Annotated in this window: 20 protein-coding genes; 7 read left to right on the forward strand and 13 right to left on the reverse strand. The window is 72.6% G+C overall.

What is annotated here, in order from left to right:
- Nucleotides 1–97: 97 nt before the first annotated feature.
- A complete protein-coding gene (locus KBY32_RS24640; RefSeq protein ID WP_210981690.1) occupies nt 98–718 on the reverse strand; it encodes a hypothetical protein in 621 nt (206 codons plus the stop codon).
- Nucleotides 719–866: 148 nt separating this feature from the next.
- Between KBY32_RS24640 and npdG the strand changes: the two genes are divergently transcribed.
- Together npdG and KBY32_RS24650 are read left to right on the forward strand one after the other, a co-directional pair.
- Complete coding sequence (gene npdG, locus KBY32_RS24645) at nt 867–1592, forward strand: NADPH-dependent F420 reductase (protein ID WP_108706606.1); 726 nt, start codon at nt 867–869, stop codon at nt 1590–1592.
- Nucleotides 1593–1644: 52 nt separating this feature from the next.
- Nucleotides 1645–1830 carry a hypothetical protein gene (locus KBY32_RS24650; protein ID WP_055620660.1) on the forward strand — a complete coding sequence of 62 codons (186 nt, stop codon included), beginning with the start codon at nt 1645–1647 and terminating at the stop codon, nt 1828–1830.
- Here KBY32_RS24650 and KBY32_RS24655 read toward each other — a convergent pair.
- Entirely contained in the window at nt 1820–2620 is an 801-nt protein-coding gene (locus KBY32_RS24655) for a site-2 protease family protein (RefSeq protein ID WP_210981691.1), read from the reverse strand. The two genes, KBY32_RS24650 and KBY32_RS24655, sit on opposite strands and share 11 nt — an antisense overlap.
- 173 nt (nt 2621–2793) lie before the next feature.
- Between KBY32_RS24655 and KBY32_RS24660 the strand changes: the two genes are divergently transcribed.
- On the forward strand, nt 2794–6084 hold the full coding sequence (locus tag KBY32_RS24660; protein WP_210981692.1) for a BTAD domain-containing putative transcriptional regulator: 3291 nt from the start codon (nt 2794–2796) through the stop codon (nt 6082–6084).
- Nucleotides 6085–6104: 20 nt separating this feature from the next.
- On the opposite strand, the gene KBY32_RS24665 is transcribed toward KBY32_RS24660, so the two are convergent.
- From KBY32_RS24665 to KBY32_RS24685, 5 genes are all read right to left on the reverse strand, one after another.
- A complete protein-coding gene (locus KBY32_RS24665; protein WP_055620657.1) occupies nt 6105–6929 on the reverse strand; it encodes an ABC transporter permease in 825 nt (274 codons plus the stop codon).
- Nucleotides 6926–7951, reverse strand: coding sequence for an ATP-binding cassette domain-containing protein (locus KBY32_RS24670; RefSeq protein WP_055620656.1), 1026 nt, complete (start codon nt 7949–7951; stop codon nt 6926–6928). The genes KBY32_RS24665 and KBY32_RS24670 overlap by 4 nt, the downstream gene beginning before the upstream one ends.
- Before the next feature lie 88 nt (nt 7952–8039).
- Entirely contained in the window at nt 8040–9092 is a 1053-nt protein-coding gene (locus KBY32_RS24675) for an endonuclease/exonuclease/phosphatase family protein (RefSeq protein WP_210981693.1), read from the reverse strand.
- A gap of 188 nt (nt 9093–9280) precedes the next feature.
- The gene (locus KBY32_RS24680; protein WP_055620654.1) at nt 9281–9910 is read right to left on the reverse strand and encodes a TetR/AcrR family transcriptional regulator; all 630 of its coding nucleotides are present in this window, start codon (nt 9908–9910) and stop codon (nt 9281–9283) included.
- Between the two features lie 83 nt (nt 9911–9993).
- Nucleotides 9994–11577 carry an MFS transporter gene (locus KBY32_RS24685; protein WP_210981694.1) on the reverse strand — a complete coding sequence of 528 codons (1584 nt, stop codon included), beginning with the start codon at nt 11575–11577 and terminating at the stop codon, nt 9994–9996.
- 201 nt (nt 11578–11778) lie between these two features.
- Here KBY32_RS24685 and panB point away from each other — a divergent pair, with 201 nt between their 5' ends.
- Complete coding sequence (gene panB, locus KBY32_RS24690; RefSeq protein WP_055620652.1) at nt 11779–12654, forward strand: 3-methyl-2-oxobutanoate hydroxymethyltransferase; 876 nt, start codon at nt 11779–11781, stop codon at nt 12652–12654.
- Nucleotides 12655–12721: 67 nt separating this feature from the next.
- Here the strand turns inward: panB and KBY32_RS24695 are convergent, their stop codons facing one another.
- Together KBY32_RS24695 and KBY32_RS24700 are read right to left on the reverse strand one after the other, a co-directional pair.
- Entirely contained in the window at nt 12722–13324 is a 603-nt protein-coding gene (locus KBY32_RS24695; protein WP_210981695.1) for a DUF305 domain-containing protein, read from the reverse strand.
- A gap of 17 nt (nt 13325–13341) precedes the next feature.
- On the reverse strand, nt 13342–14004 hold the full coding sequence (locus KBY32_RS24700) for a DUF3105 domain-containing protein (RefSeq protein ID WP_210981696.1): 663 nt from the start codon (nt 14002–14004) through the stop codon (nt 13342–13344).
- A 175-nt stretch (nt 14005–14179) separates the two neighbouring features.
- Between KBY32_RS24700 and KBY32_RS24705 the strand changes: the two genes are divergently transcribed.
- Nucleotides 14180–14614 carry an Rrf2 family transcriptional regulator gene (locus KBY32_RS24705; RefSeq protein ID WP_108706596.1) on the forward strand — a complete coding sequence of 145 codons (435 nt, stop codon included), beginning with the start codon at nt 14180–14182 and terminating at the stop codon, nt 14612–14614.
- A 13-nt stretch (nt 14615–14627) separates the two neighbouring features.
- On the opposite strand, the gene KBY32_RS24710 is transcribed toward KBY32_RS24705, so the two are convergent.
- Nucleotides 14628–15821, reverse strand: a complete 1194-nt coding sequence (locus tag KBY32_RS24710) for a globin domain-containing protein (RefSeq protein ID WP_210981697.1) — start codon at nt 15819–15821, stop codon at nt 14628–14630.
- A 331-nt stretch (nt 15822–16152) separates the two neighbouring features.
- Here KBY32_RS24710 and glnA point away from each other — a divergent pair, with 331 nt between their 5' ends.
- Complete coding sequence (gene glnA, locus KBY32_RS24715) at nt 16153–17514, forward strand: type I glutamate--ammonia ligase (protein WP_055620935.1); 1362 nt, start codon at nt 16153–16155, stop codon at nt 17512–17514.
- A gap of 167 nt (nt 17515–17681) precedes the next feature.
- Nucleotides 17682–19832, forward strand: coding sequence for an MMPL family transporter (locus KBY32_RS24720; RefSeq protein ID WP_210981698.1), 2151 nt, complete (start codon nt 17682–17684; stop codon nt 19830–19832).
- 71 nt (nt 19833–19903) lie between these two features.
- Here KBY32_RS24720 and KBY32_RS24725 read toward each other — a convergent pair whose 3' ends face one another.
- The 3 genes from KBY32_RS24725 to KBY32_RS24735 form a co-directional block, all read right to left on the reverse strand.
- Entirely contained in the window at nt 19904–21355 is a 1452-nt protein-coding gene (locus KBY32_RS24725; protein ID WP_210981699.1) for a HAMP domain-containing sensor histidine kinase, read from the reverse strand.
- Nucleotides 21352–22044 (reverse strand): response regulator transcription factor, encoded by a 693-nt coding sequence (locus KBY32_RS24730; RefSeq protein WP_055620641.1) that lies wholly within the window; start codon nt 22042–22044, stop codon nt 21352–21354. Before KBY32_RS24730 ends, KBY32_RS24725 begins: the two co-directional genes overlap by 4 nt.
- A 134-nt stretch (nt 22045–22178) precedes the next feature.
- On the reverse strand, nt 22179–22628 hold the full coding sequence (locus KBY32_RS24735; protein ID WP_055620640.1) for a VOC family protein: 450 nt from the start codon (nt 22626–22628) through the stop codon (nt 22179–22181).
- Nucleotides 22629–22842: the final 214 nt, after the last annotated feature.

Genomic DNA, 22842 nt, shown 5'->3' on the forward strand with positions numbered 1-22842 from the left:
TACCGCGTGCTCGTTCGTCCGCGCGTCGTACGTCATCAGCTTCGGCCACCAGCGCCCGGGCGGCAGGTCATCACCAGCGCCGCCGGGCGGACGGTTCTCACCAGCGCGGGGGCGGCGGTGCTGTCAGGGCGTCCGCTAGGCGTGACAGGCGGTCCCGCAGGCGGCGGCGCCCCCGGCGGGACGGCAGGGGGTTCTCCCCGGCCGCCGCGCTCACCAGGTGCTGCACGGTGTCCAGGTCCAGCTCCGCCCCCCGCGGCACGATCAGCCGCTCGTGGGAGATCTCGGTCAGCTCGCCCTCGCCGGTGCCGAGCACCAGCACCGTCGCACCCGCCCGCCGCGCGTCGTACACCCGCTCGAGCAGCGGCGCTTCCGGCCCGGGACCGGGCCCGTCCGCACCGGGCGCCACCACCAGCAGGGTCTCCCCGCGCCGCGCCGCCGCCAGCCGGCCCAGCCCGACCGCCAGATGCGCCGGGTCCGAGGCGCGGGCGTCGTGCCGCACCAGCGTCGGCGCCAGCTCGGGCGTCCCCGACCACGCGGCCTCGTCCACCAGGTGCGCCGCCAGATGCCACGGCTCGTACTCCCGGGTGCCGACCAGCAGCAGCCCGCCGCCGTGCGCCACCGCCGACGTCCGCAGCGTCCCGGCGAACCGCCGCGTGGCCCCCAACCACTCGGTCCCGGCGAGCACTTCCCGCAGCAACGCGACCCGTACGGCATCCATGGGCCCGCATCCTGCCCCAGTGGGCCCCGCGCGGCCCGCCGTTCACCCCGAATTCGCCCGACCCGGGGGCATCCGCCCGCACATCTGCCCGACCCCGCCGCACCGCCCTCGCCCGCCGCGGACCCCAGCACGGACGTAAAGTCGGCCCATGACCTCTAGCGACAGCGCACAGCAGTCCGCCGGAACCCCCGCGAAGGCACCGGCCAAGGACCCCTGGGACCTCCCCGACGTCTCCGGGCTCGTCGTCGGTGTGCTCGGCGGCACCGGACCGCAGGGCAAGGGCCTCGCGTACCGGCTCGCCCAGGCCGGCCAGAAGGTGATCATCGGCTCGCGGGCCGCCGAGCGCGCCCAGGCCGCCGCCGAGGAGCTCGGACACGGCGTCGAGGGCGCCGACAACGCCGAGACCGCGCGCCGCAGCGACATCGTGATCGTCGCCGTGCCGTGGGACGGCCACGGCAAGACCCTGGAGTCCCTGCGCGAGGAGCTGACCGGCAAGCTCGTCGTCGACTGCGTCAATCCGCTCGGCTTCGACAAGAAGGGCGCCTACGCCCTCAAGCCCGAGGAGGGCAGCGCCGCCGAGCAGGCCGCCGCCCTGCTGCCGGACTCCCGGGTCACCGCGGCCTTCCACCATCTGTCGGCCGTCCTGCTGCAGGACCCGGAGATCGACCGCATCGACACGGATGTGATGGTCCTCGGCGAGGAGCGGGCCGACGTGGAGATCGTCCAGGCGCTCGCCGGCCGTATCCCCGGGATGCGCGGCGTCTTCGCGGGCCGGCTGCGCAACGCCCACCAGGTGGAGTCGCTCGTCGCGAACCTGATCTCGGTGAACCGCCGCTACAAGGCGCACGCGGGGCTCCGCGTCACGGACGTATGAGGCGATGGGGGACACTGGGCACAGCAGTGTCCCCCGACCAGGAGCCGACCCCATGCCCCGCCTCGCCTACTACACCCTCGCCGTCTGCGTCCTCTCCGTGGCCGCGGCGGCCGTCGCCTTCGCCCAGGGCAGCTGGCTCGGAATCGTGTGGATCCTGCTGGCGGGGCTGTCGTCGAACATGACCTGGTACTACGTGAAGCGCGCCCGGGACGCCCGGCGGGACTCCGTCACCGGATGACCTGGCACAGCTCGTTCCCGTCCCGCCAGAAGCGGAACAGGTCGTAGCCGCAGGAGGTGTCGATCTCGCCGATGCCCAGGCCGCGCAGCACGGCGTCGATCATGTCGAAGAACACGCCGTTGACCTCGGGCACCCACAGCAGCGCGAAGACGAACAGCAGGCCGAACGGGGCGAACGGCTCCACCTGGCGCCGGACATTGTGCGACAGCCAGGGCTCGATCACGCCGTAGCCGTCCAGGCCCGGCACCGGCAGGAAGTTCAGGATCGCCGCCGTCACCTGGAGCAGCGCCAGGAACGCCAGCGCGAACCGGAAGTCGCTGGGGACGCCGTCCAGCGCGCCCAGCCAGAACGGGGCCGTGCACACGACGGCGAACAGCACGTTCGTCAGCGGCCCGGCCGCCGAGATCAGGCTGTGCCGCCAGCGGCCCCTGATCCGCCCGCGCTCGATGAACACCGCGCCGCCGGGCAGACCGATACCGCCCATGATCACGAAGACGACGGGCAGGACGATGCTGAGCAGGGCGTGCGTGTACTTCATCGGGTTCAGCGTGAGGTAGCCCTTCGCGCCGACCGAGATGTCGCCGCTGTGCAGCGCGGTGCGCGCGTGCGCGTACTCGTGCAGACACAGCGACACGATCCAGGCGGCCGTCACGAACAGGAACACCGCGAGGCCCGGCTGCTCCGCGAACCCCGTCCAGGTGGCCCACCCCGTCACCGCGGTCACGGCGACGATCCCGAGGAACACGGGGCTGATCCGCCGTTCGCTGTGACGGCTGAGCGCGGTGGTCATGGGGCTCCCTGTATGTCTCGGACGTGCGGGCCTGCCCGACCGTACCCGGGCCACATGGAAAACGTCTCGCGGTGGGGCGCTGGTTCCAGGGAGGCTGGACCCCGGCCCCCGCACCCCGGGGCCGCCACGCCTCGTCCGACGGCCCCGTGACCGGCCCCAGCCCACCAGAGACAATGGACCCCGTGCGCTATCGCATCCTCGGCACCACCCAGGCACTCCGCCCCGACGGCCGGGCCGTCCCGCTCGGCGGGGCCCGGCTGCGGGCCCTGCTCACCGTGCTCGCGCTGCGCGCCGGCCGGACCGTGCCCGTGGGGCTGCTGGCCGACGAGGTGTGGGGCGCCGAACCGCCCGCCGACGCCACCGGGGCGCTCCAGGCGCTCGTGGGCCGGCTGCGGCGGGCCCTGGGCGCCGACGCCGTACGGTCCGAGGACGGCGGCTACCGGCTCGCCGCCGCACCCGACGACGTCGACCTGCACCGGTTCGAACGGCTCACCGGCGAGGGCACCCGCGCCCTCGCCGACGGCGACCCCGCCAAGGCCGCCGGCGTCCTCGACGACGCCCTCGCCCTCTGGCGGGGCCCCGCCCTCGCCGACCTGCCCGACCGCACCGCCGAGGCGGCCCGGATCGGCACCCGGCATCTCGACGCGCTGCGCGCCCGGCACACCGCGGCCCTCGCCCTCGGCCGCGCCGAACAGGCCCTGCCCGAACTGACCGCCCTGTCCGACGCGCACCCTCTGGACGAACCCCTCCAGGCACTGCGGCTGCGCGCCCTGCGCGACACCGGCCGCCCCGCCGAGGCCCTGGCCGCCTACGACGACGTACGACGGCTGCTGTCGGACCGCCTCGGCTCGGACCCCGGGCCGGAACTGCGCGCCCTGCACGCCGAGTTGCTGCGCCCGCGGCCGGAGGCCGGGACCCCCGCCGCGCCGCGCCCGGCCGCGCAGGCCGCCCCCGCTGGCAACCTCCGCGCCCGGCTCACCTCCTTCGTCGGACGCGAGCCCGACATCGCGGCCATCCGCGGCGACCTGGCAGCCGCCCGGCTCGTCACCCTGCTCGGCCCCGGCGGCGCCGGGAAGACGCGGCTCTCCCAGGAGGCCGCGGAGAGCGTGCGGGACGGCGCCCCGGACGGGGTGTGGCTGGCCGAACTCGCCCCGGTCGACGACCCGCAGGCCGTCCCCGAGGCCGTCCTCACCGCGCTCGGCGCCCGCGAGACCGTCCTGTACGGCGCCGGCGCCGAGGCCATGCGGGCCGGCACCGAACGGCACGACGACCCCGTCGACCGGCTCTCCGAGTACTGCGCCAAACGCCGGATGCTGCTGATCCTCGACAACTGCGAGCACGTCGTCGACGCCGCCGCCCGCCTCGTGGAGCGGCTGCTGGAGCGCTGCCCCGGGCTGACGGTGCTCGCCACCAGCCGTGAGCCCCTCGGCGTGCCGGGCGAGGTGCTGCGTCCCGTCGAACCGCTCCCCGAGCCGTTCGCGCTGCGCCTGCTCGCCGACCGGGGCGCCGCCGCCCGGCCCGGCTTCCGCCCCGAGGCCGACGAGGAGACCGCCGCGGCCTGCGCCGAGATCTGCCGGCGTCTGGACGGCCTGCCGCTCGCGATCGAGCTCGCCGCCGCCCGGCTGCGCGTGCTCACCCCCCGGCAGATCGCCGACCGGCTCGACGACCGCTTCCGGCTGCTCACCTCCGGCAGCCGTACCGTGCTGCCCCGCCAGCAGACCCTGCGGGCCGTCGTCGACTGGTCCTGGGAGCTGCTGGACGACGGCGAACGCGAGGTGCTGGGCCGGCTGTCGGTGTTCGCGGGCGGCTGCGACCTGGCCGCCGCCGAGGCGGTGTGCGGCCCCGGCGCCCTGGAGGCGCTGGGCTCACTGGTCGACAAGTCCCTCGTGGTGGCCGCCGCGGGCGACGACGGCGACATGCGCTACCGGCTGCTGGAGACCGTCGCCGAGTACGCCGCCGAACGGCTCGACGAGACCGGCCGGCGGGCCGACGCCGAACGCGCGCATCTGACGTACTACCGCGAGCTCGCCCGCACCACCGAGCCGGGGCTGCGCGGCCGCGGCCAGCTCGCCGCCATCCGCCGGCTGGAGCGCGAGAGCGAGAACATCCGGGCCGCCCTGCACCACGCGGTCGCCGCCCGGGACGAGCAGGAGGCCCTGTGCCTGGTGCTCTCCATGGCCTGGTACTGGCAGATGCGCGACCTGCGGATCGTCGCCCGCAACTGGTCGCGCGAGGTGCAGGACCTCGGGCCCGACCCGTTCGCCGAACCGGTCCGCCGCGCCGAACCCCTGTGGGAGCGCTGCACCGACGCCCCGCCGCCCTGGACCGACCAGGTCCTCGAGGAGGCCCGGCGGGGGCTGCATCTGATCCACCTCGCGTGCATGGACACCGAGCTGGACGCCTGGCAGACCCCCGAGGCGCAGGCCAAGCTGAGGACCATCGCCGGTTCCTACGAGCCGGGCCTCCCGCAGGTCTGCCACTCGCCGGGCAGCCTGTGGTTCTTCGCCGTCATGCTCACCGGCGACATGGACCGGCTGCGGACCGTCGTCGACGCCGCGATCCGCACCTGCCGCGCCCGGCCCGGCTACCGGTGGGACCTCGCCGCCAACCTGCAGATGCGGGCCAACCTGCTGGCCGGCCGCGCCGACTGGGCGGGCGACGCCATCGCCGACGCCGACGAGGCGCTGGAGATCTTCAAGGGCCTCGGAGACCTGTGGGGGACCGCCGAGGCGTACTCGGCGCGCGCCGAGGCCCATGAGCGCCGGGGCGCCTACCTGCGGGCCGCCGCCGACTACGAGGCGGGCATCGGCCACGCCGAGCGGCTGGGCGCCCACGCCCAGGTGGGCGTGCTCAAGGCCCGGCTCGGCAGCGCCCTGATCGAGGCGGGGCAGGGGGAGCGGGGGGAGAGCCTGCTGCGCGGGGTCATCGAGCAGGGGAGCGGGGTGAGCGAGCACGCCATGCCGTTCGCCCGGCTCATCCTGGCCGGCCGGCTGAGCATCACCGGCCGGATCCCCGAGGCCCGGGAGCAGCTGCGGACGCTGCGCGAGGAGTTCAAGATCGCCCACTTCATCGTCTTCGACGCGTTCATCCTCGGTTCCGAGGCCTGGCTGGACGCCCTCGAGGAGCGGAGCGAGGTGGCCCTGGCGACGGTCAGGAAGGCGCTGGAACGCGCCGAGGACCCCCTCGCCCAGGCCATCGCGCCCCAGATGCGGGCCGCCTACCTGACCACCGCCGCGTTCGCCCTCGCCCGCGCCGACGGCGGCCGCCGGGCCGCGGACGCCGCCCGCTGCCTCGCCGCCGCCGACGCGCTCCAGCCGGACCGGCACGTCCCGAGCTGCCAGGAGCGGGAGGTGCGCCAGCGGGCGGTGACGGCCGCGCGGGCCGCGCTCGGCGACACCGCGTTCGAGGCGGCGTACGCCGAGGGCGGCGGCCTCTCCCCGCAGGAGGCCGCCGCCCTCGTGTGACGCGTCCGACGCGGACCGCGTCAGGTCTTGGTGCGGAACTTGTGGATCGCGACCGGCGCCATCACCGCAGTGATCGCCACCGACCAGCCGAGCGTCACCCACAGGTCGTGCGCGACCGGCCCGCCCACCATCAGCCCGCGCGCCGCGTCGGCGAGCGTGGACAGCGGGTTGTAGTCGGTGAACGCCTGCAGCCAGCCCGGCATCGACGTCGTCGGCGCGAAGATCGACGAGCCGAACTGCAGCGGGAACAGCACCAGGAAGCCCATCGCCTGCACGGACTGCGCGCTCTTCATCACCACGCCCAGGGTGAGGAACACCCACATGATCGACGAGGCGAACACCGTCGACAGCGCGACGGCCGCGAACAGCCCCGGCCAGTGGTTGATCTCGAACCCGACCAGCACCGAGACGATCATCAGCACCGCCGTCGCGAACAGCATCCGCAGCAGCTCCACGGAGATCTTCGCGAACAGCACCGAGCCGCGCCCGATCGGCAGCGACCGGAAACGGTCCATGACACCGGAGTTGAAGTCCTGGCTGAACCCGGTGCCGACGCCCTGCGACAGCGTCATGCTCATCATCGCGATCATGCCGGGGATCACGTATTGGACGTACTGGTCCTGCCCGCCGCCCAGCGCCTGCCCGATCGAGCCGCCGAAGACGAACACGAACAGCAGGGTGAAGATGACCGGCATCAGCAGCGCGTCGGCCATGGACTCCGGGTCCTGCCGGATCCACAGCAGATTGCGGCGCACCAGCGCGCCCGTGTGCCGCAGATGCCCGCGCAGCGGGATCCGCGCGTCGTCCTTGGCGGGGGCGGCGTCGGTCAGGGTGGCGGCGCTCATACGGCGACCTCCTCGCGGTCGTCGGCGGGCACGGTGTCCTGCGGCGCACTGGCGCGGTGGCCGGTGAGCGAGAGGAACACCTCGTCCAGGCTGGGCAGTTCGGTGGTGATGGAGGCGAGCGTGACCCCGCGCGCGGTGACGGCGCCGACGATCGCGGTGAGCTGCTCGTCGCTGAGCACGGGGACCAGCAGGGTGCCCGTCTCGGGGTCGACGGTGCTCGCCGCGAGCCCGGTGATGCCGAGGTCGTCCAGATACCCGGCGAGCGGCCGCAGTTCGAGCGGGTCGGCCGGGCGGATCCGCAGGGTGCGGCCCCCGACCTTCGCCTTCAGCGCGTCGATGGCGCCGCCCGCGATGACCTTGCCGCGGTCCACGACCGTCAGCTCCGAGGCGAGCTGCTCGGCCTCCTCCATGTACTGGGTGGTCAGCAGGACGGTCACACCGTCCCCGACCATCGCCTTGACCTCGTCCCACACCTCGTTGCGGGTGCGCGGGTCGAGGCCCGTCGTCGGCTCGTCGAGGAACAGCACGGCCGGCCGGCCGATCATGGAGGCGGCCAGGTCGAGCCGGCGGCGCATACCCCCCGAGTAGGTGGAGGCGGGCCGCTTGGCGGCCTCGGTCAGGGAGAAGCGCTCCAGCAGCGCGTCGGCGCGGGCGCGGGCCTCCTTGCGCGGCAGGTCCAGCAGCCGCCCGATCATGTACAGGTTCTCCCAGCCGGGGAGCTTCTCGTCCACCGAGGCGTACTGCCCGGTCAGGCCGATGACCCGGCGCAGCTGCCGGGGCTGCCGTACGACGTCGTAGCCGGCGACGGTGGCCTGCCCGGCGTCCGGGGTCAGCAGGGTGGAGAGGATGCGGACGAGGGTCGTCTTGCCGGCGCCGTTCGGCCCCAGCACGCCCATCACGGTGCCCTCCCGGACCTCCAGGTCCACACCGTCCAGGGCCTTGGTCTCGCCGTAGTGCTTGACCATCCCCCGTACGGAGACGGCGCCGCTCGCGCCGCCCGAGGTGTTGTCGATTCGCGTCATGGCACAGACGGTGACAGACGCCGCCGACAAACCGCCGACAGCCCGCCGACATCTCCGGGCGCCGCGCTGTCGGCGGCCCCGGGCCAGGTCAGGACGTGGTCGGGTCGACCTCGACGCGCGCCGCCACCGGCAGATGGTCGCTCCCGGTCTCCGGCAGCGTCCAGGAACTCGACGGCTCCACGCCCTTCACCATGATCTGGTCGATCCGGGCCATCGGGAACCGCGCCGGCCAGCTGAAGCCCATCCCGGTGCCGGACGCGCCCTGCGTGGAGCGCATCTGGGCGGTGACGGCGTTGAGCGCGCGGTCGTTCATCGTGCCGTTCAGATCGCCGAGCAGGACGACCTTGCCGATCCGCTCGCCGGCGATGGCCTCGCCCAGCGCGTCGGCGCTCTTGTCGCGCTGCCGGGCGGTGAAGCCGGCCTCCATCTTCACGCGCACCGACGGCAGATGGGCGACGTAGACGGCGACCTCGCCCGAGGGCGTGTCCACCACGCCGCGCATGGCACGGGTCCAGCCCAGCCGGATGTCGACCGGCCGCACCCCGGACAGCGGGTACTTGCTCCACAGCCCGACCGTGCCCTGCACCGAGTGGTACCGGTACGTCTCCGCGAGCGCCTTCTCGTACGTCGGGACCGCCGAGGCCGTCAGCTCCTCCAGGGCCACCACGTCCGCGCCGGACGCGGCGACGTCCCGGGCCGTGCCGGACGGGTCGGGGTTGTCGGCGTTGACGTTGTGCGTGGCGACCGTCAGATCGCCGCCGGTGCCGGTCTTGTCGGTGAGCTGCCCGCCGAAGAGGCTGACCCAGATGATCGCCGGGACCAGCACGGCGATCAGCGCGGTCGCGGACCGGCGCACCACCCCGAGCACGAGCAGCAGCGGGACGAACACCCCGAGCCAGGGCAGGAACGTCTCGGTGAGGCTGCCGAGGTTCCCGATGGCGTTGGGGATCTGCGCGTGCAGCAGCATCACCAGGCCGAGCGCGAGGGCGAGCACGGCCGGCACCAGACCGCGCCGCCAGACACCCGGGTCACGCCACCAGTCCGCGGTCAGGCGCTGCGTCAGGCGTCGAAGCCCGGGCCTGCGGCGCTCGGACCCCGGGCCGCCGTTGTCCGTCTCCGTCACGTACGCCTGTTGCGCCATACCGTCGCCTCACTACCTGCCGTGCAACACCGTCGTCCCCCCGCGCCCAGAGAAAACCCTAGGGGATGATCGGCTCCGATCCCGCCGTCCCGTGACGGCCGTACGGGGGCGAGGACGTGGAAGGCGGCCCCGGCAGTTCCGCTTCGCCGGGGGGAATGCGCCCTCTGTGACGAAACGCGCACACGGCCCTACGTCGTTGAGGTGCTGACGGGCCGTAGGCCGGTGAGCGCGACGTCGGCGATCTGCTCCGCGAGGCCCTCCGGGAGGTCGGCGTCCGGGCGCATCACGGCCCGCACCAGCATCGGCCCGAACACCATGTCGTTCATCACGTCGATGTCGATGTCCGTGCGCAGTTCGCCGCTCTCCTGGCCGCGCCGCAGGATCGCGTACTGCTTGCGGCGCCGCGGCTCGATGACGTTCGCGTGGTAGGCGTCCCAGATCTTCGGGCTGCTCTTCATCTGGGCGATGACGTTGTGCAGCAGCACCGACGAGCGGGTCATCAGGCCGCGCTGCCTGGTCTGTTCGAGCAGGGCCACCACGTCGTCGCGCACCGAGGTGCCGGGCAGCTCGGGGTCCGGCGGCTCGGCGGCCCGCACGATGTCGACGAACAGCTCCTCCTTGCCGCTCCAGCGCCGGTAGATGGCGGCCTTGCCCACGCCCGCGGTGCGCGCGATGCGCTCGATGGACAGCTCCGCGAGCGGCACGCCGTCCTCCAGGAGCTTCAGCACGCCCTCGGTGATGGACCGCTCCACGGCCTCGCTGCGGGGCCGGCCCCGGGTGGGACCGTCCTGCCGGGGACGATGGTCGGCGAGGCTCACTGGGTTCGCTCCTTTCCGTGGGCTGTGCCGATTCTCCCCCCGGATGCGGACGCCGCCGGAACGACGGCGTCCGCGCGTCGGCGCTATTCGGACGCCACCAGCTCCTTCTCGTCCTCGCCCGCACGGGGTCCGGCGGGCCGCCCGGGCAGGCACACGGCCACGACGACCGCGCCGAGCACCGCGATGCCCGCTCCCCACAGCGCCGTGATGTGCATGGCGTGCAGGAACGCGTCGTGGGCCGGGCCGACGAGGGCGTCGCCGCGCGGGCCCAGCTTCTCGGCGACCCCGAGGGTGGCCTCGATGGACTCGCCCGCGGTGTGCCGTACGTCCGCCGGGAGCGCGGTGAGCCGGTCCTCGATGCCGCCCCGGTAGGCGGTGGACAGCACCGAGCCGAGCACCGCGATGCCGAGGGCGCCGCCGACCTGGCGGAAGGTGTTGCTGAGCGCGGAGGCCGAACCGGCCTTCTCGCGCGGCAGGGCCTGCATGATGACGACGCTGATCGGCGTCATGATGTGCGCCATCGCGGCACCCATCAGGAAGAAGACGACCTCCAGGAGCCAGATCGGGGTGTCCGCCTCGAAGGTGGCGAAGGCGGCCAGCGTGGCGGCGATGAGGACCATGGCGCCGGTGGTGGTGGCCCGGTTGCCGAACCGGTCGACGAGGAGCCGGGCGCGCGGGGCGAAGATCATCTGGGCGGCGGCGAGCGGCAGCATCAGCAGACCGGTCTCCAGCGGCGAGTAGCCGCGCACGCTCTGCGTGTAGAAGACCGAGAAGAACGTCACGCCCATGAGGGCGAAGAAGACCAGCGCGATGACGCCGATCGCGGCCGAGAAGACCTTGTCGCGGAAGTAGCCGACGTCGATCGACGGGTGGTCGCTGCGCTTCTCGAAGACGACGAACGCGGCGAGGACCGCGAGGCCGGCGCCGATCGTCAGCAGGACCGCGGGGTCGGTGAAGTCGGCGAGCTGGCCGCCCTTGATGATGCCGTAGACGAGCAGGACCAGGCCGGCCACGGACAGCACCACGCCGATGGGGTCGATCCGGCCGGGCCGCGGGTCGCGGGAGTCGGGGACGAGCCACAGCATCAGCGCGAGCGCGAGCAGCACGATCGGCACGTTGATGAGGAAGACCGAACCCCACCAGAAGTGGTCGAGGAGCAGACCGCCGGTGATCGGCCCGATGGCGATGGCGAGACCGACGCCACCGGCCCAGATGCCGATGGCCTTGGGCTGCTCGTCCCGCTCGAAGACGTTCATCAGCACGGCGAGCGTGGCCGGCATGACGAACGCGGCGCCGAGGCCCATGACGGCGCGGAAGGTGATCAGCTCGCCGGGCGAGCCGGAGAACGCGGCGAGCGCCGAGCCGACACCGAACACGGCGAGACCGCCGAGCAGCACCTTCTTGCGGCCGACCCGGTCCCCGAGGATGCCCGCGCTGAACAGCAGGCCGGCGAAGACGAGCGTGTAGGCGTTGATCGCCCACTCCAGCTCGCTCTGCGTGGCGCCGAGGCCGGTCGGCGCGGGCGTCGAGATGGTCTTGATGGCGACGTTCAGGATGGAGTTGTCCAGCACGACGATCAGGAGGCTGAGCATCAGCACACCGAGGATCGCCCAGCGGCGCCGGTGCACCGCCTCCGGTATGCGGGTGGCTGGGGCGGGAGAAGTCATGGGGCCGACCGTACCGCTATAACGATACGAGACCGTCTCGTATCGTAAATTCTTACCGGAACCTTACGTGACGAAACGGCCACGGGCGCGGGGCGGAACTCACATCCGGCGGTCTGGCCCCGCCCGGCACGAAGTGCCACCATGGACCTGATCCGGGGACGCCGTCAGGGCGCCTCGAGATGACATGAAGGAGCCGTTGCCATGACGCAGCTCTCGGCTGCCCAGACGCCTCAGGCGAAGCCCTCCGACGCCGGAAAGGCGCTGTACGGAGGCAAGAGCACCCGCCGCATCACCGTCCGCGACATCGCCCTCGCCAAGGAGCGGGGCGAGAAGTGGCCCATGCTCACCGCGTACGACGCGATGACCGCGTCCGTGTTCGACGAGGCCGGCATCCCGGTCATGCTCGTCGGCGACTCGGCGGGCAACTGCCACCTCGGTTACGAGACCACCGTGCCCGTCACCCTCGACGAGATGACCGTGCTCTCGGCGGCCGTCGTCCGGGGTACCTCCCGCGCCCTGATCGTCGGCGACCTGCCCTTCGGCTCCTACCAGGAGGGCCCGGTGCAGGCGCTGCGCTCGGCGACCCGGCTGGTCAAGGAGGCGGGCGTCGGCGCGGTCAAGCTGGAGGGCGGCGAGCGTTCGCACCGCCAGATCGAGCTCCTGGTCGAGTCCGGCATCCCGGTGATGGCCCACATCGGCCTGACTCCGCAGTCCGTCAACGCCATGGGCTACCGCGTCCAGGGCCGCGGCGAGGAGGCGGCCGCGCAGCTCCTGCGGGACGCCAAGGCCGTCCAGGACGCCGGCGCCTTCGCGGTCGTCCTGGAGCTGGTACCGGCCGAGCTGGCCGCCGAGGTCACCCGCGTCCTGCACATCCCGACCGTCGGCATCGGCGCCGGACCCGAGACCGACGCGCAGGTCCTCGTGTGGACCGACATGATGGGCCTGACCGGCGGCCGCGTCCCGAAGTTCGTGCGGCAGTACGCCGATCTGCGCCGGGTCATGGGCGACGCCGCCAAGGCCTTCGCCGAGGACGTCGTCGGCGGATCCTTCCCGCGCGAGGAGCACTCCGTCCACTGACGGACCCCCGAACCACTGCGGCACCGAGCGCCCCGCCGATCTTCCCCCGTCGGCGGGGCGCTTTCCGCTATGCGCGCGGCTTCGCGCCCCGCTCGCGCAGCATGTCGGCCATCAGGTCGATCTCCGCCTGCTGCCCGTTGACCATCGTCCGCGCGAGCCTCTTCTCGACGCCGACCGCGCACTTGTCCAGGCAGCCCTCGGCCATGTGGATGCCGCCCTTGTGGTGGGCCGTCATCAGCTGGAGGAAGAAGACCTCCGCCTTCTCGCCGTTCAGCGTGCCGAGCTTCTTCATCTCCGCGTCGGTCGCCATGCCCGGCATCAGCGACCCCTCCCCGGCGGAGGGCGCGTCGCCCATTCCCATCCAGGTCATCGGGGGGTCCGCGGACACCTTCGGCAGATCCCACAGATCCAGCCAGCCCAGCAGCATGCCGCGCTGGTTGGCCTGCGTCTGCGCGATGTCGTACGCCAGCCGCCGCACGTCCTCGTCCTCGGTGCGGTCGCGCACCACGTACGCCATCTCCACGGCCTGCTGGTGGTGCACGGACATGTCGCGCGCGAAGCCCGCGTCCGCCGAGGCGGCTCCCGGGACCGGGTCCCCGGAGCCGTCCCCGGCGGCCGCGTAGGTCAGCGCGCCGGCGGCGACGAGGACGGCCGCCGCGGTCCCCGCCATCCAGCCGATGTCCCGCCTCACTCCGCGAGACCGCCCGTGCAGGCGGCACCTGGCTCGGGCGTCTGCTTGCCCTGGACGTACGTCTCGAAGAACTTCCCGACGGCCGGGTCGTCCGCGCTCTTCACCGTGCGCTGGTGCCCCCAGGCGCTCAGCATTATCGGGTCCTTCTGCTTCTCGTCCGGGCTCATCAGCGTGTACGGCGTCTGCTTCACCTTCGCCGCCAGCGCGTCGACGTCGCCCTTGGGCGCCTTGGATGTGTACGTCACCCAGACCGCGCCGTGCTCCAGCGAGTGCACGGCGTTCTCCCGCCGCAGCTCCTCGGTGTAGACGTCGCCGTTGCAGTTCATCCAGGCGCGGTGGTGGTTGCCGCCGACCGGGGGCTCCATCGGGTAGTCCACGCTCGTCTCGACGTGCGTGCTGGCCAGCTTGCCCTTCCAGGTGTTCACCCCGTCGTCCCCGGCGACGAACTTGCCCGTCGTCTTGTCGGGCTTCGCGGCCTCGTCGTCGCCCGTCTGCGACCGGACGAGGACGACCCCGCCGACGACGAGGGCGGCGACGATCACGGTGGAGACGCCGATGGTGATGATGCGGCCGCGGCGCTCACGCGCCTGCTCGGCCCGCCGCATCTCCTCTATCCGCGCCTTGCGCTCGGCGCTGTTCCGGTTCTTGGCGGAGCCCATGAGGTCATGTCCTTCGGCGAAAGGGGCGGTCGGGTCCGCTGATCGTAATGGGGAAGGAGTGACCTCTCGTAGAGAGGGGACGACAACGACCGGATCGCGGTCCCGCGCGGGGGATGTGCGAACGATGCGCGGGCGATATTTGGAATCGCGCATACGCATTATCTACGCTGCCCGGATGCGGCTGTTGCGCTCCACCGATCTGGCCCTGCGCCTGCTGATGCGGCTCGCCGTCCTCGGGGACGCCATGCCGACGACCCGCGAGGTCGCCGCCGACATGGAGGTGCCCTACACGCACGCCGCCAAGGTGGTCGCCGAACTCCAGCACCTGGGCCTCGTCGACGCCCGCCGGGGCCGCGGCGGCGGGCTCACGCTCAGCGAGCGCGGTCGCACCGCGTCCGTCGGCGCGGTCGTGCGGGCCTTCGAGGGGGACGGCGACGTCGTCGAGTGCGAGGGCGACAACCCCTGCCCGCTCAGCCCCGGATGCCGGCTGCGCGGGGCGCTGCGGCAGGCCCAGGAGGCGTTCTACGCCTCGCTGGACCCGCTCACCCTCGCCGACGTCACCGCGGACCCCACGGGCCCCCTGCTGCTCCAGATCGGCCGCCCCGCCTGACGCCCGGGCCCGCTCAGCCCGCCTGCGCCAGCCAGAGGTCCGGCCCGAACACCTCGTAGTGGATGTCCGCCGCCGCCACACCCTTGCCGAGCAGCTGCGCCCGCATCGCCCGCATGAACGGCAGCGGGCCGCACAGATAGGCCTGCGTGCCCTCGGGCACGGTCACCTCGGCCAGGTCGACCAGCCCGGCGCGGTGGGACGCCTCGGCGGGGTCGGCGCCGGTCTCGTACCAGAAGTGGACCGTGGCGTCCGCGAGCTTCCCGGCGTACGCCTCGTGGTCGGCGCGCAGGGCGTGCGCGCCGGGGGAGCGGTCGCCGTGCACGACCAGCACCGGGCCCTCGTGCCCGGCGTCCGCCAGCTCGCCGAGTATCGCGACCATCGGGGTCACGCCGATACCGGCGGAGGCCAGCAGCAGCGGCGCCTCGGTGCCGGCCAGCACGAGATCGCCGTACGGCGCCGAGAGGTCCAGCCGGTCGCCGGGCCGCACCCGCGCGTGCAGGTGCCCCGAGACCTCGCCGTCCGGGCCGGCCTCGCCCCGCACCCGCTTGACGCTGAACTGGCGCAACGGCGAGCCCGGAGCCGCCGAGAGGCTGTACTGGCGGATCTGCCGGGCCCCGTCCGCCAGCTCGACCTGGACGGAGACGTACTGGCCCGCCCGGAAGTCCGGCACCGGGCCGCCGTCGGCCGGGCGCACCCGGAAGGTGGCCACGTCCTCGGTCTCCTCGACGCGCTCCACGACCTCCCAGGAGTGCCATCCGGCCCCGCCGCTCTCCTCGTACAGCCGCTTCTCGATCGCGGTCAGGGCGTTCGCCATCAGCCAGTACACCTCGTCCCAGGCGGCCGCGACCTCGGGGGTGACGGCCTCGCCGAGCACCTCGGCGATCGCGGCGAACAGGTGCTCGTGGACGAGCGCGTACTGCTCGGGCGCCACCCCGAGGGAGGCGTGCTTGTGCGCGATACGGCTCAGCATCGCGTCCGGCCGCTGGTCGGGGTGGTCCACCAGGTGCGTCGCGAACGCGGCGATCGACCCCGCCAGCGCCTGCCGCTGGGTGCCGGCCGCCTGGTTGCCGCGGTTGAACAGGTCGCGCAGCAGCTCGGGGCGGGCGGCGAAGAGGCGGGCGTAGAAGCGCTCGGTGATCTCACCGATGGCCCCGCCGACGACGGGGAGGGTGGCGCGCACGGTGGCGGCGGACTGCTCGGACAGCATCGGGTCTCCTCAAGGCTCGACCGGGCGGTGCGAGGGCGACCGCCCGCCCTCATTAAAACTTGCATCCAAGATGCAAATTAAAGCGGGGTCGGTCCGGCGGGGGCGGCCATTACGAATGTCGGGGCGAGCAGGCAATATGGGCGGCAGAGCGGTTCACCCGACACCGCGGCGGCACCCTTGCCGACCGCCGGGCGTTCGGGCCGGCGTCGGTTCGACGATCAAGGTCCGCAACGCGCCGGAAACGGTGGTGTGGTGGGATGCTCAGGTGCCCGACCGCCTCCCGCAGCACCGGAGACAGGCGGCCTGACCAGCAAGGATGGGGAAGCGGAAGATGGACAAGCAGCAGGAGTTCGTGCTCCGGACGTTGGAGGAGCGCGACATCCGGTTCGTACGGCTGTGGTTCACGGACGTGCTGGGCTTCCTCAAGTCCGTGGCCGTGGCCCCCGCCGAGCTGGAACAGGCCTTCGACGAGGGCATCGGCTTCGACGGCTCCGCGATCGAGGGCTTCGCCCGGGTCTACGAGTCCGACATGATCGCCAAGCCCGATCCGTCGACGTTCCAGATCCTCCCCTGGCGCGCGGAGGCCCCCGGCACCGCCCGGATGTTCTGCGACATCCTCATGCCGGACGGTTCCCCGTCCTTCGCGGACCCGCGCTACGTCCTCAAGCGCGCCCTCGCCCGCACCTCCGACCTGGGCTTCACGTTCTACACCCACCCGGAGATCGAGTTCTTCCTGCTGAAGGACAAGCCGGTCGACGGCACCCGCCCCACCCCGGCCGACAACTCCGGCTACTTCGACCACACCCCGCAGAACATCGGCATGGACTTCCGCCGCCAGGCGATCACCATGCTGGAGTCCATGGGCATCTCGGTGGAGTTCTCCCACCACGAGGGCGCCCCCGGCCAGCAGGAGATCGACCTCCGCTACGCCGACGCGCTCTCCACGGCGGACAACATCATGACGTTCCGCCTGGTCATGAAGCAGGTGGCGCTGGAGCAGGGCGTCCAGGCGACGTTCATGCCCAAGCCGTTCTCCGAGCACCCGGGCTCCGGCATGCACACCCACCTGTCGCTGTTCGAAGGCGACAGGAACGCGTTCTACGAGTCGGGCGCCGAGTACCAGCTCTCGAAGGTCGGCCGCTCCTTCATCGCGGGCCTGCTCCGCCACGCCGCCGAGATCTCCGCGGTCACCAACCAGTGGGTGAACTCCTACAAGCGCATCTGGGGCGGCTCCGAGCGCACGGCGGGCGCCGGCGGCGAGGCCCCGTCGTACATCTGCTGGGGCCACAACAACCGCTCGGCGCTGGTCCGCGTCCCGATGTACAAGCCCGGCAAGACCGGTTCGGCCCGTGTCGAGGTCCGCTCCCTGGACGCCGGCACCAACCCGTACCTCGCCTACGCGGTCCTCCTGGCCGCCGGCCTCAAGGGCATCGAGGAGGGCTACGAACTCCCGCCCGGCGCCGAGGACGACGTCTGGGCCCTCTCCAACGCCGAGCGCCGCGCGATGGGCATCGAACCCCTCCCGCAGAACCTCGGCGAGGCCCTGACCCTCATGGAGAACAGCGACCTGGTCGCCGAAACCCTCGGCGAACACGTCTTCGACTTCTTCCTCCGTAACAAGAAGTCGGAGTGGGAGGAGTACCGCAGCGAGGTAACCGCCTTCGAGCTGCGGAAGAACCTGCCGGTGCTGTAAGGCGGTCGTTTCTGGATCGGCGGGGGATGCCTCCGCCGATCCATTTCCTCGCCGGCTGCCGTTCTCGCGCTGCGCGTTTTGTTAGGGGTTCTAAGGGTCGTCTAAGCCTCGCTCCATAGGAAGGAGGCGTCAGATGAGCGATGCAACCCCTATGCAGGAGGCCAGAGATGGCAGTCGACGCAGCGCCGTCCGGGGACGTGCCGGCCGGCCGGTTGGCAGGCCGGTGGGTGCCGTGGTTGGTGATCGGCTTGTGGTTGGTGCTGGCGGCGTTCGCCGTGCCGTTGAGCGGGAAGCTGAGTTCGGTCACCACCGACAGCGCCGCGGACACCCTGCCGGCCGGTGCCGAGTCCACCAGGGTCGCGGTACTGGAGGACAGCCTTCCCGACGGTGACGACAACACGTTCGTCTTCGTGTACCACCGCGCCGGCGGAATGACCGAAGCCGACCGCGCGACGGTCGAGCGGCACTACGACAGCCTCGCCGAGCGATATCCGCCGAAGGCGACGGAGGCGGCCGACGAGGACGACGAGGCCACGCCGACGAGTCTCTCCACCGACGGCGAGGCGATGACGTTCACCCTTGAGGTGAGCACGGCCCACGGCCCACCGGAGGAGATCGTCGGCCCGTTGCGGGACGCCGCGAAGGACCGCCCCTCCGGCCTCGAACTCGACGTGACCGGCCCCGGCGCGATCGACGGCGACATGGACGCCGTCTTCGACGGCATCGACGAGCAGGTCCTCCTCACCACCATCGCCGTCGTCACGCTCCTGCTGATCCTCACCTACCGCAGCCCGGTGCTGTGGATCATCCCGCTGGTGTCCGTCGGCGCGGCCGCGCTGACCTCGATGGGGACCGTCTACCTGCTCGTCAAGGGCTTCGGCATCGTCGTCGACGACCAGAACTCGGCGCTGCTGACGATCCTGGTGTTCGGCGTCGGCACGGACTACGCGCTGCTGCTCATCGCCCGGTACCGGGAGGCGCTGCACCACCACGAGAACGTCCGGGTCGCGATGGTCCACGCGCTGCGCTCCGCGGCGCCGGCCATCGTCGCGTCCGCGGCCACCGTGGTCGCCGGTCTGCTCTGCCTGCTCGTCGCGGACCTCAACAGCACCAGCGGGCTGGGCCCGATCGGTGCGGCCGGCATCCTGTGCGCGCTGGTGGCCATGCTGACGCTGTTCCCGGCGGTGCTCGTCGTGCTCGGCAGGCGGATCTTCTGGCCGGCCGTCCCGCGGTTCAGCACGGCCGTGGAGGAGAGGCCGGGGCTGTGGGGACGGCTCGGCACCGCCATCAGCCGCCGCCGATGGGTCGCGGCGCTCGGCTCGCTCGGAGTCCTCGGCGTCCTCGCGCTCGGCCTTGCGGGCAACACCGGCGCCCTGCGGGAGCAGGACCAGTTCCTGTCCGCGCCCGAGTCCGTCACCGGCTTCACCGTGCTCCGCGAGCACTTCCCGGAGCTCGGCGGCCAGCCGATGACGGTCTTCACCCGGCCGACGCACCAGGAGCAGGTGCTCGACGTCGTCGAGGACACTCCCGGTGTCGCCTCGGCCGTCCCGGAGGAGAGCAGCGGGGGCTGGGCCGGCATCTCCGTGTTCCCGGAGGACGCGCCGGACACCGCCGCCGAGTACGACACCATCGAGCGGGTGCGCGCCGCCGTGCACGCGGTGGACGGGGCGGAGGCGATCGTCGGCGGGCCGAGCGCGGAGAACCTCGACACCGAGGTGACCACCGAGCGCGACGAGAAGCTGGTGATCCCGCTGGTGCTCGTCGTCGTCCTGATCGTCCTCGCGCTGCTGCTTCGCGCGATCCTGGCACCGCTGGTCCTGATGGCCACCGTGGTCGTCTCGTTCGCCGCGGCCTTCGGCGGCAGCGTGTTCGTCTTCGACACGATCCTCGGGTTCAAGGGCGTCGACTACTCGGTGCCGCTGCTGGCCTTCCTGTTCCTGGTGGCCCTCGGCGTCGACTACAACATCTTCCTGGCCAGCCGGGCCCGGGAGGAGACCCTGCGGCTCGGCACCCGCGAGGGCATGCTCAAGGCCCTCTCCGCCACCGGTGGCGTCATCACCTCGGCCGGCCTGGTCCTGGCGGCCACGTTCGCGGTCCTCGTCACCCTTCCGCTGGTGATGCTGGTCGAGGTCGGGTTCCTGGTCGCCTTCGGCGTGCTGCTCGACGCCCTGCTGGTGCGGTCGGTCCTGGTGCCCGCCCTCACCCTGCTGATCGGCCGGCGGATGTGGTGGCCGAGCCGGCTGTCCCGGCCGGCGGCGGAGCCGCCGGACGGTCGGCAGCCGGTCGACGGCCGAGCGGAGTCCGCGCTGCGACGGTGAGCTCGACGAGATCCGGGACGGGCGTCCAGGCCCGTCCCGGATCTCTCCATGGGCCGGAGGGCCGCCGTCCGTCAGGCCACCGTGGTGTCCTCCCCGGCGGTGGGCCGCGCGACCGGGGCGGGCGGGGCCGCGGCCGGAAGGCCGACGCGAAGCAGCGCGCCCCCGCGTGCGGAGCGGGCGACGGTGACCCGGCCGCCATGGGCGTCGACGACCCGCTGCACGATCGACAACCCCAGACCCGATCCCGGCAACGCCCGTGCGCTGTCGGCACGGTAGAACCGGTCGAACACCCGCGGTACGTCGGCGGCGTCGATGCCGGGCCCGGCATCGTCGACCTCGAGCACCGCCGACGCGCCCTCGGCACGGAGCCGCACCTGGACCGGCCGGTCCGCGGGGGACCACTTTCCGGCGTTGTCGATGAGGTTGAGCACCGCCCGCTCGAGCGCGGCGGGACGCCCGCTCACCCACACGGAGGTCACGTCGAGCGCCACCTCGATGTCGGGCACGCGGGACCGCGCCCGGGTCGCGGCGGCCCCCACCACGTCGGCCAGGTCGAGCAGTTCGGTGTTCTCGTCGCTGACGTCACCGCGCGCCAGGTCGGTCAGCTCGGCGACAAGGGTGCCCAACTCGGCCACCTGCGCGCCGAGATCGTCGAGCAGCCGGGTCCGGCTCTCCGCGGACAGCGCGCTGTCCAGGGTGCCGCGCCGGTCGAGCCGGATCAGCAGTTCGACGTTGAGGCGCAGGCTGGTGAGCGGGGTCTTCAGCTCATGGGCGGCGTCCTCGGCGAGCAGCCGCTGGGCCCGCCGGGAGTCCCGTAGCGCGGCGAGCATCTCGTTGATCGACTGGATCAGCCGCCGGATCTCCCCGCCGCCCTCGTCCGGGATGCCGGCGTCGAGATCCCGGGTGTGCGCGACACGTACGGCGGCGGCGGTCAGCCGGTCGATCGGGGTCAGCCCGGCCCGCGCCACGGCCCGCCCGACGACGGCACCGCCGGCCACGCAGAGCAGCCCGATCAGCAGCATGCCGAACCCGAACCGGTTGACCGGGGTGTCGTCGGCGGCACGGGCCACCTGGACGGCGCCGTCGCCCGCCCGCAGCGTGAAGACGAGGTAGCCGTCCTCGTCGCTGTCGTCCGACTCCATCAGGTCGGCCGACAGGCCTCGCGCCACGCGCCCGGCCTGCTCGCTGACCGGGGGCAGCGGGGGCTGGCCGGCCGGTGTGCGGACCGAGCCGTCGGACAGGACGACCCGCACCAGCCGGCCACCTCCGGCATACGGCGGCAGCCGGACCCGCGCGGGACCGGCGCGCTCCGTGTCCGCCGCCAGGACCCGGGAGTCGGCGCGCAGCTGCTCCTCGACGGTGTTCCGCAGCTCCCGGTCCAGCAGTTCGCTGGCCACCTGGAAGGCCAGGAACACGCTGACCGCGATGGCCGTCGCCGAGATCACCGTCAGCCTGGTCCGCAGGGACCGCCGGCGCCACCACCGGGTCAACCGGCGCGGTACCCGGCCGGCGGGCCCGCTCACGGGGGAGTCTCCCGCAACGTGTAGCCCAGGCCGCGCAGCGTGTAGAGCAATCGCGGCTCGCCCTCGGCCTCCATCTTGCGGCGCAGATAGCTCACGTACACCTGGAGGTTGTTGGCGGTGGCGCTCATGTCGAAGCCCCAGATCGCCTCGAACAGCGCGTCGCGGGTCAGGACCCGGGTCGCGTTGCGCATCAGGACCTGCAGGAGGGAGAACTCGGTCCGGGTCAGGCGCAGCGCCCGCCCGCCCCGCCACGCCTCGAACCGGTCGGGGTCGAGCCGGACGTCGGCGAACGACAGGATCTGCGACTCCCCGTCGGCCGGCGCGCGCCGCCGCAGCAGGGCCCGCACCCGGGCCAGCAGCTCCTCTGTGGCGAACGGCTTGGGCAGGTAGTCGTCGGCGCCCGCGTCCAGCCCCGTGACCCGGTCGGAGACCTGGTCGCGGGCGGTCAGCATCAGCACCGGCAGATCCCGGCCCGCGGCCCGCAGGCGCCGGCAGGTCTCCAGCCCGCCGAGGCGGGGCATCATCACGTCGAGGATCAGCAGGTCCATCGTGTCGCCGTCGGCCCCGTCCATCCCGTCGAGCACGGCGAGGCCGTTGGCGACGGTGCGGGTGTCGTACCCCTCGACCTGGAGCACCCGCTCCAGCGACTCACGGATGGCCGCCTCATCATCGGCGATCATGATGCGCACGCCGGCCCGCCCCCTTCCGGTCGAAGTTTTTGCGGCTCATTGTCGCCGCTCGACCTGAGACCAGGCTTAGAGCTCCGAACAGAAGTGGAGCCCCAAGAGGCACCGTGGACGGGCCGGCCGCCGGCCCCGGCGTGCTACTCGGACTGCGCCGCCTGTTCCGACAGGACCGCGTGCAGGGGCTGGGTCGCGCGGCGGCGGTACTCCTGGACGGACCAGCCGTTGCCGTCGGGGTCCTTGAAGTACATGAAGGTGGCGCCGTCGTCGGGGGAGTACTGCACCGGCTCGGACACCTCCAGGCCCCGCTCGCGCAGCTCCGCGTACGCCGCCTTGATGTCGGCCACGCAGAGCTGCAGGCCCTGGTAGGAGCCCGGCTCCGGTACGGTCTCGCCCTTGGTCAGGTCCCAGATGCTGTCGCCCAGCGCGATCGAACAGCCGGAGCCCGGCGGGGTCAGCTGGACGATGCGCATACCCGGCATGACCTCCTGGTCGATGTCGACGTGGAAGCCGACCTTGTCGCGGTAGAAGTCACGGGCCCGGTCGATGTCGCTCACGGGCAGCGGGATCACTTCGAGGGTGAAGTCCATCAGCGGTCTCCAGGGTCGACGGTGGCTCGGTCTGCCTGAACGGCTCACCCTTACCGAAGCCGAAATCGGTACGGGGCGCCACCGAAACGCCCACAGTGGGCACATCCACCCGCCGGCCACCGCCCACGACGCGTCGGCGCCGACCGCCGGGACTGCGGCTAGGCTCGATCGCGTACGACCTTGATCGGGTACCACCGGGAACGTGTACACCCCT

Source organism: Streptomyces sp. RK62 (genome assembly GCF_018070255.1).
Classification (GTDB): domain Bacteria; phylum Actinomycetota; class Actinomycetes; order Streptomycetales; family Streptomycetaceae; genus Streptomyces; species Streptomyces nigra.

Excerpts from the sequence above, each read along its gene's own strand:
- KBY32_RS24670 (WP_055620656.1), bottom strand. The coding sequence starts at position 7,951 with ATGACGCGAATCGACAACACCTCGGGCGGCGCGAGCGGCGCCGTCTCC.
- KBY32_RS24650 (WP_055620660.1), top strand. The coding sequence starts at position 1,645 with ATGCCCCGCCTCGCCTACTACACCCTCGCCGTCTGCGTCCTCTCCGTG.
- KBY32_RS24705 (WP_108706596.1), top strand. The coding sequence starts at position 14,180 with ATGCGGCTGTTGCGCTCCACCGATCTGGCCCTGCGCCTGCTGATGCGG.
- KBY32_RS24655 (WP_210981691.1), bottom strand. The coding sequence starts at position 2,620 with ATGACCACCGCGCTCAGCCGTCACAGCGAACGGCGGATCAGCCCCGTG.
- KBY32_RS24665 (WP_055620657.1), bottom strand. The coding sequence starts at position 6,929 with ATGAGCGCCGCCACCCTGACCGACGCCGCCCCCGCCAAGGACGACGCG.
- KBY32_RS24735 (WP_055620640.1), bottom strand. The coding sequence starts at position 22,628 with ATGGACTTCACCCTCGAAGTGATCCCGCTGCCCGTGAGCGACATCGAC.
- KBY32_RS24710 (WP_210981697.1), bottom strand. The coding sequence starts at position 15,821 with ATGCTGTCCGAGCAGTCCGCCGCCACCGTGCGCGCCACCCTCCCCGTC.
- KBY32_RS24675 (WP_210981693.1), bottom strand. The coding sequence starts at position 9,092 with ATGGCGCAACAGGCGTACGTGACGGAGACGGACAACGGCGGCCCGGGG.
- KBY32_RS24720 (WP_210981698.1), top strand. The coding sequence starts at position 17,682 with ATGGCAGTCGACGCAGCGCCGTCCGGGGACGTGCCGGCCGGCCGGTTG.
- npdG (WP_108706606.1), top strand. The coding sequence starts at position 867 with ATGACCTCTAGCGACAGCGCACAGCAGTCCGCCGGAACCCCCGCGAAG.
- KBY32_RS24640 (WP_210981690.1), bottom strand. The coding sequence starts at position 718 with ATGGATGCCGTACGGGTCGCGTTGCTGCGGGAAGTGCTCGCCGGGACC.
- panB (WP_055620652.1), top strand. The coding sequence starts at position 11,779 with ATGACGCAGCTCTCGGCTGCCCAGACGCCTCAGGCGAAGCCCTCCGAC.
- glnA (WP_055620935.1), top strand. The coding sequence starts at position 16,153 with ATGGACAAGCAGCAGGAGTTCGTGCTCCGGACGTTGGAGGAGCGCGAC.
- KBY32_RS24660 (WP_210981692.1), top strand. The coding sequence starts at position 2,794 with ATGGACCCCGTGCGCTATCGCATCCTCGGCACCACCCAGGCACTCCGC.
- KBY32_RS24700 (WP_210981696.1), bottom strand. The coding sequence starts at position 14,004 with ATGGGCTCCGCCAAGAACCGGAACAGCGCCGAGCGCAAGGCGCGGATA.
- KBY32_RS24695 (WP_210981695.1), bottom strand. The coding sequence starts at position 13,324 with ATGGCGGGGACCGCGGCGGCCGTCCTCGTCGCCGCCGGCGCGCTGACC.
- KBY32_RS24685 (WP_210981694.1), bottom strand. The coding sequence starts at position 11,577 with ATGACTTCTCCCGCCCCAGCCACCCGCATACCGGAGGCGGTGCACCGG.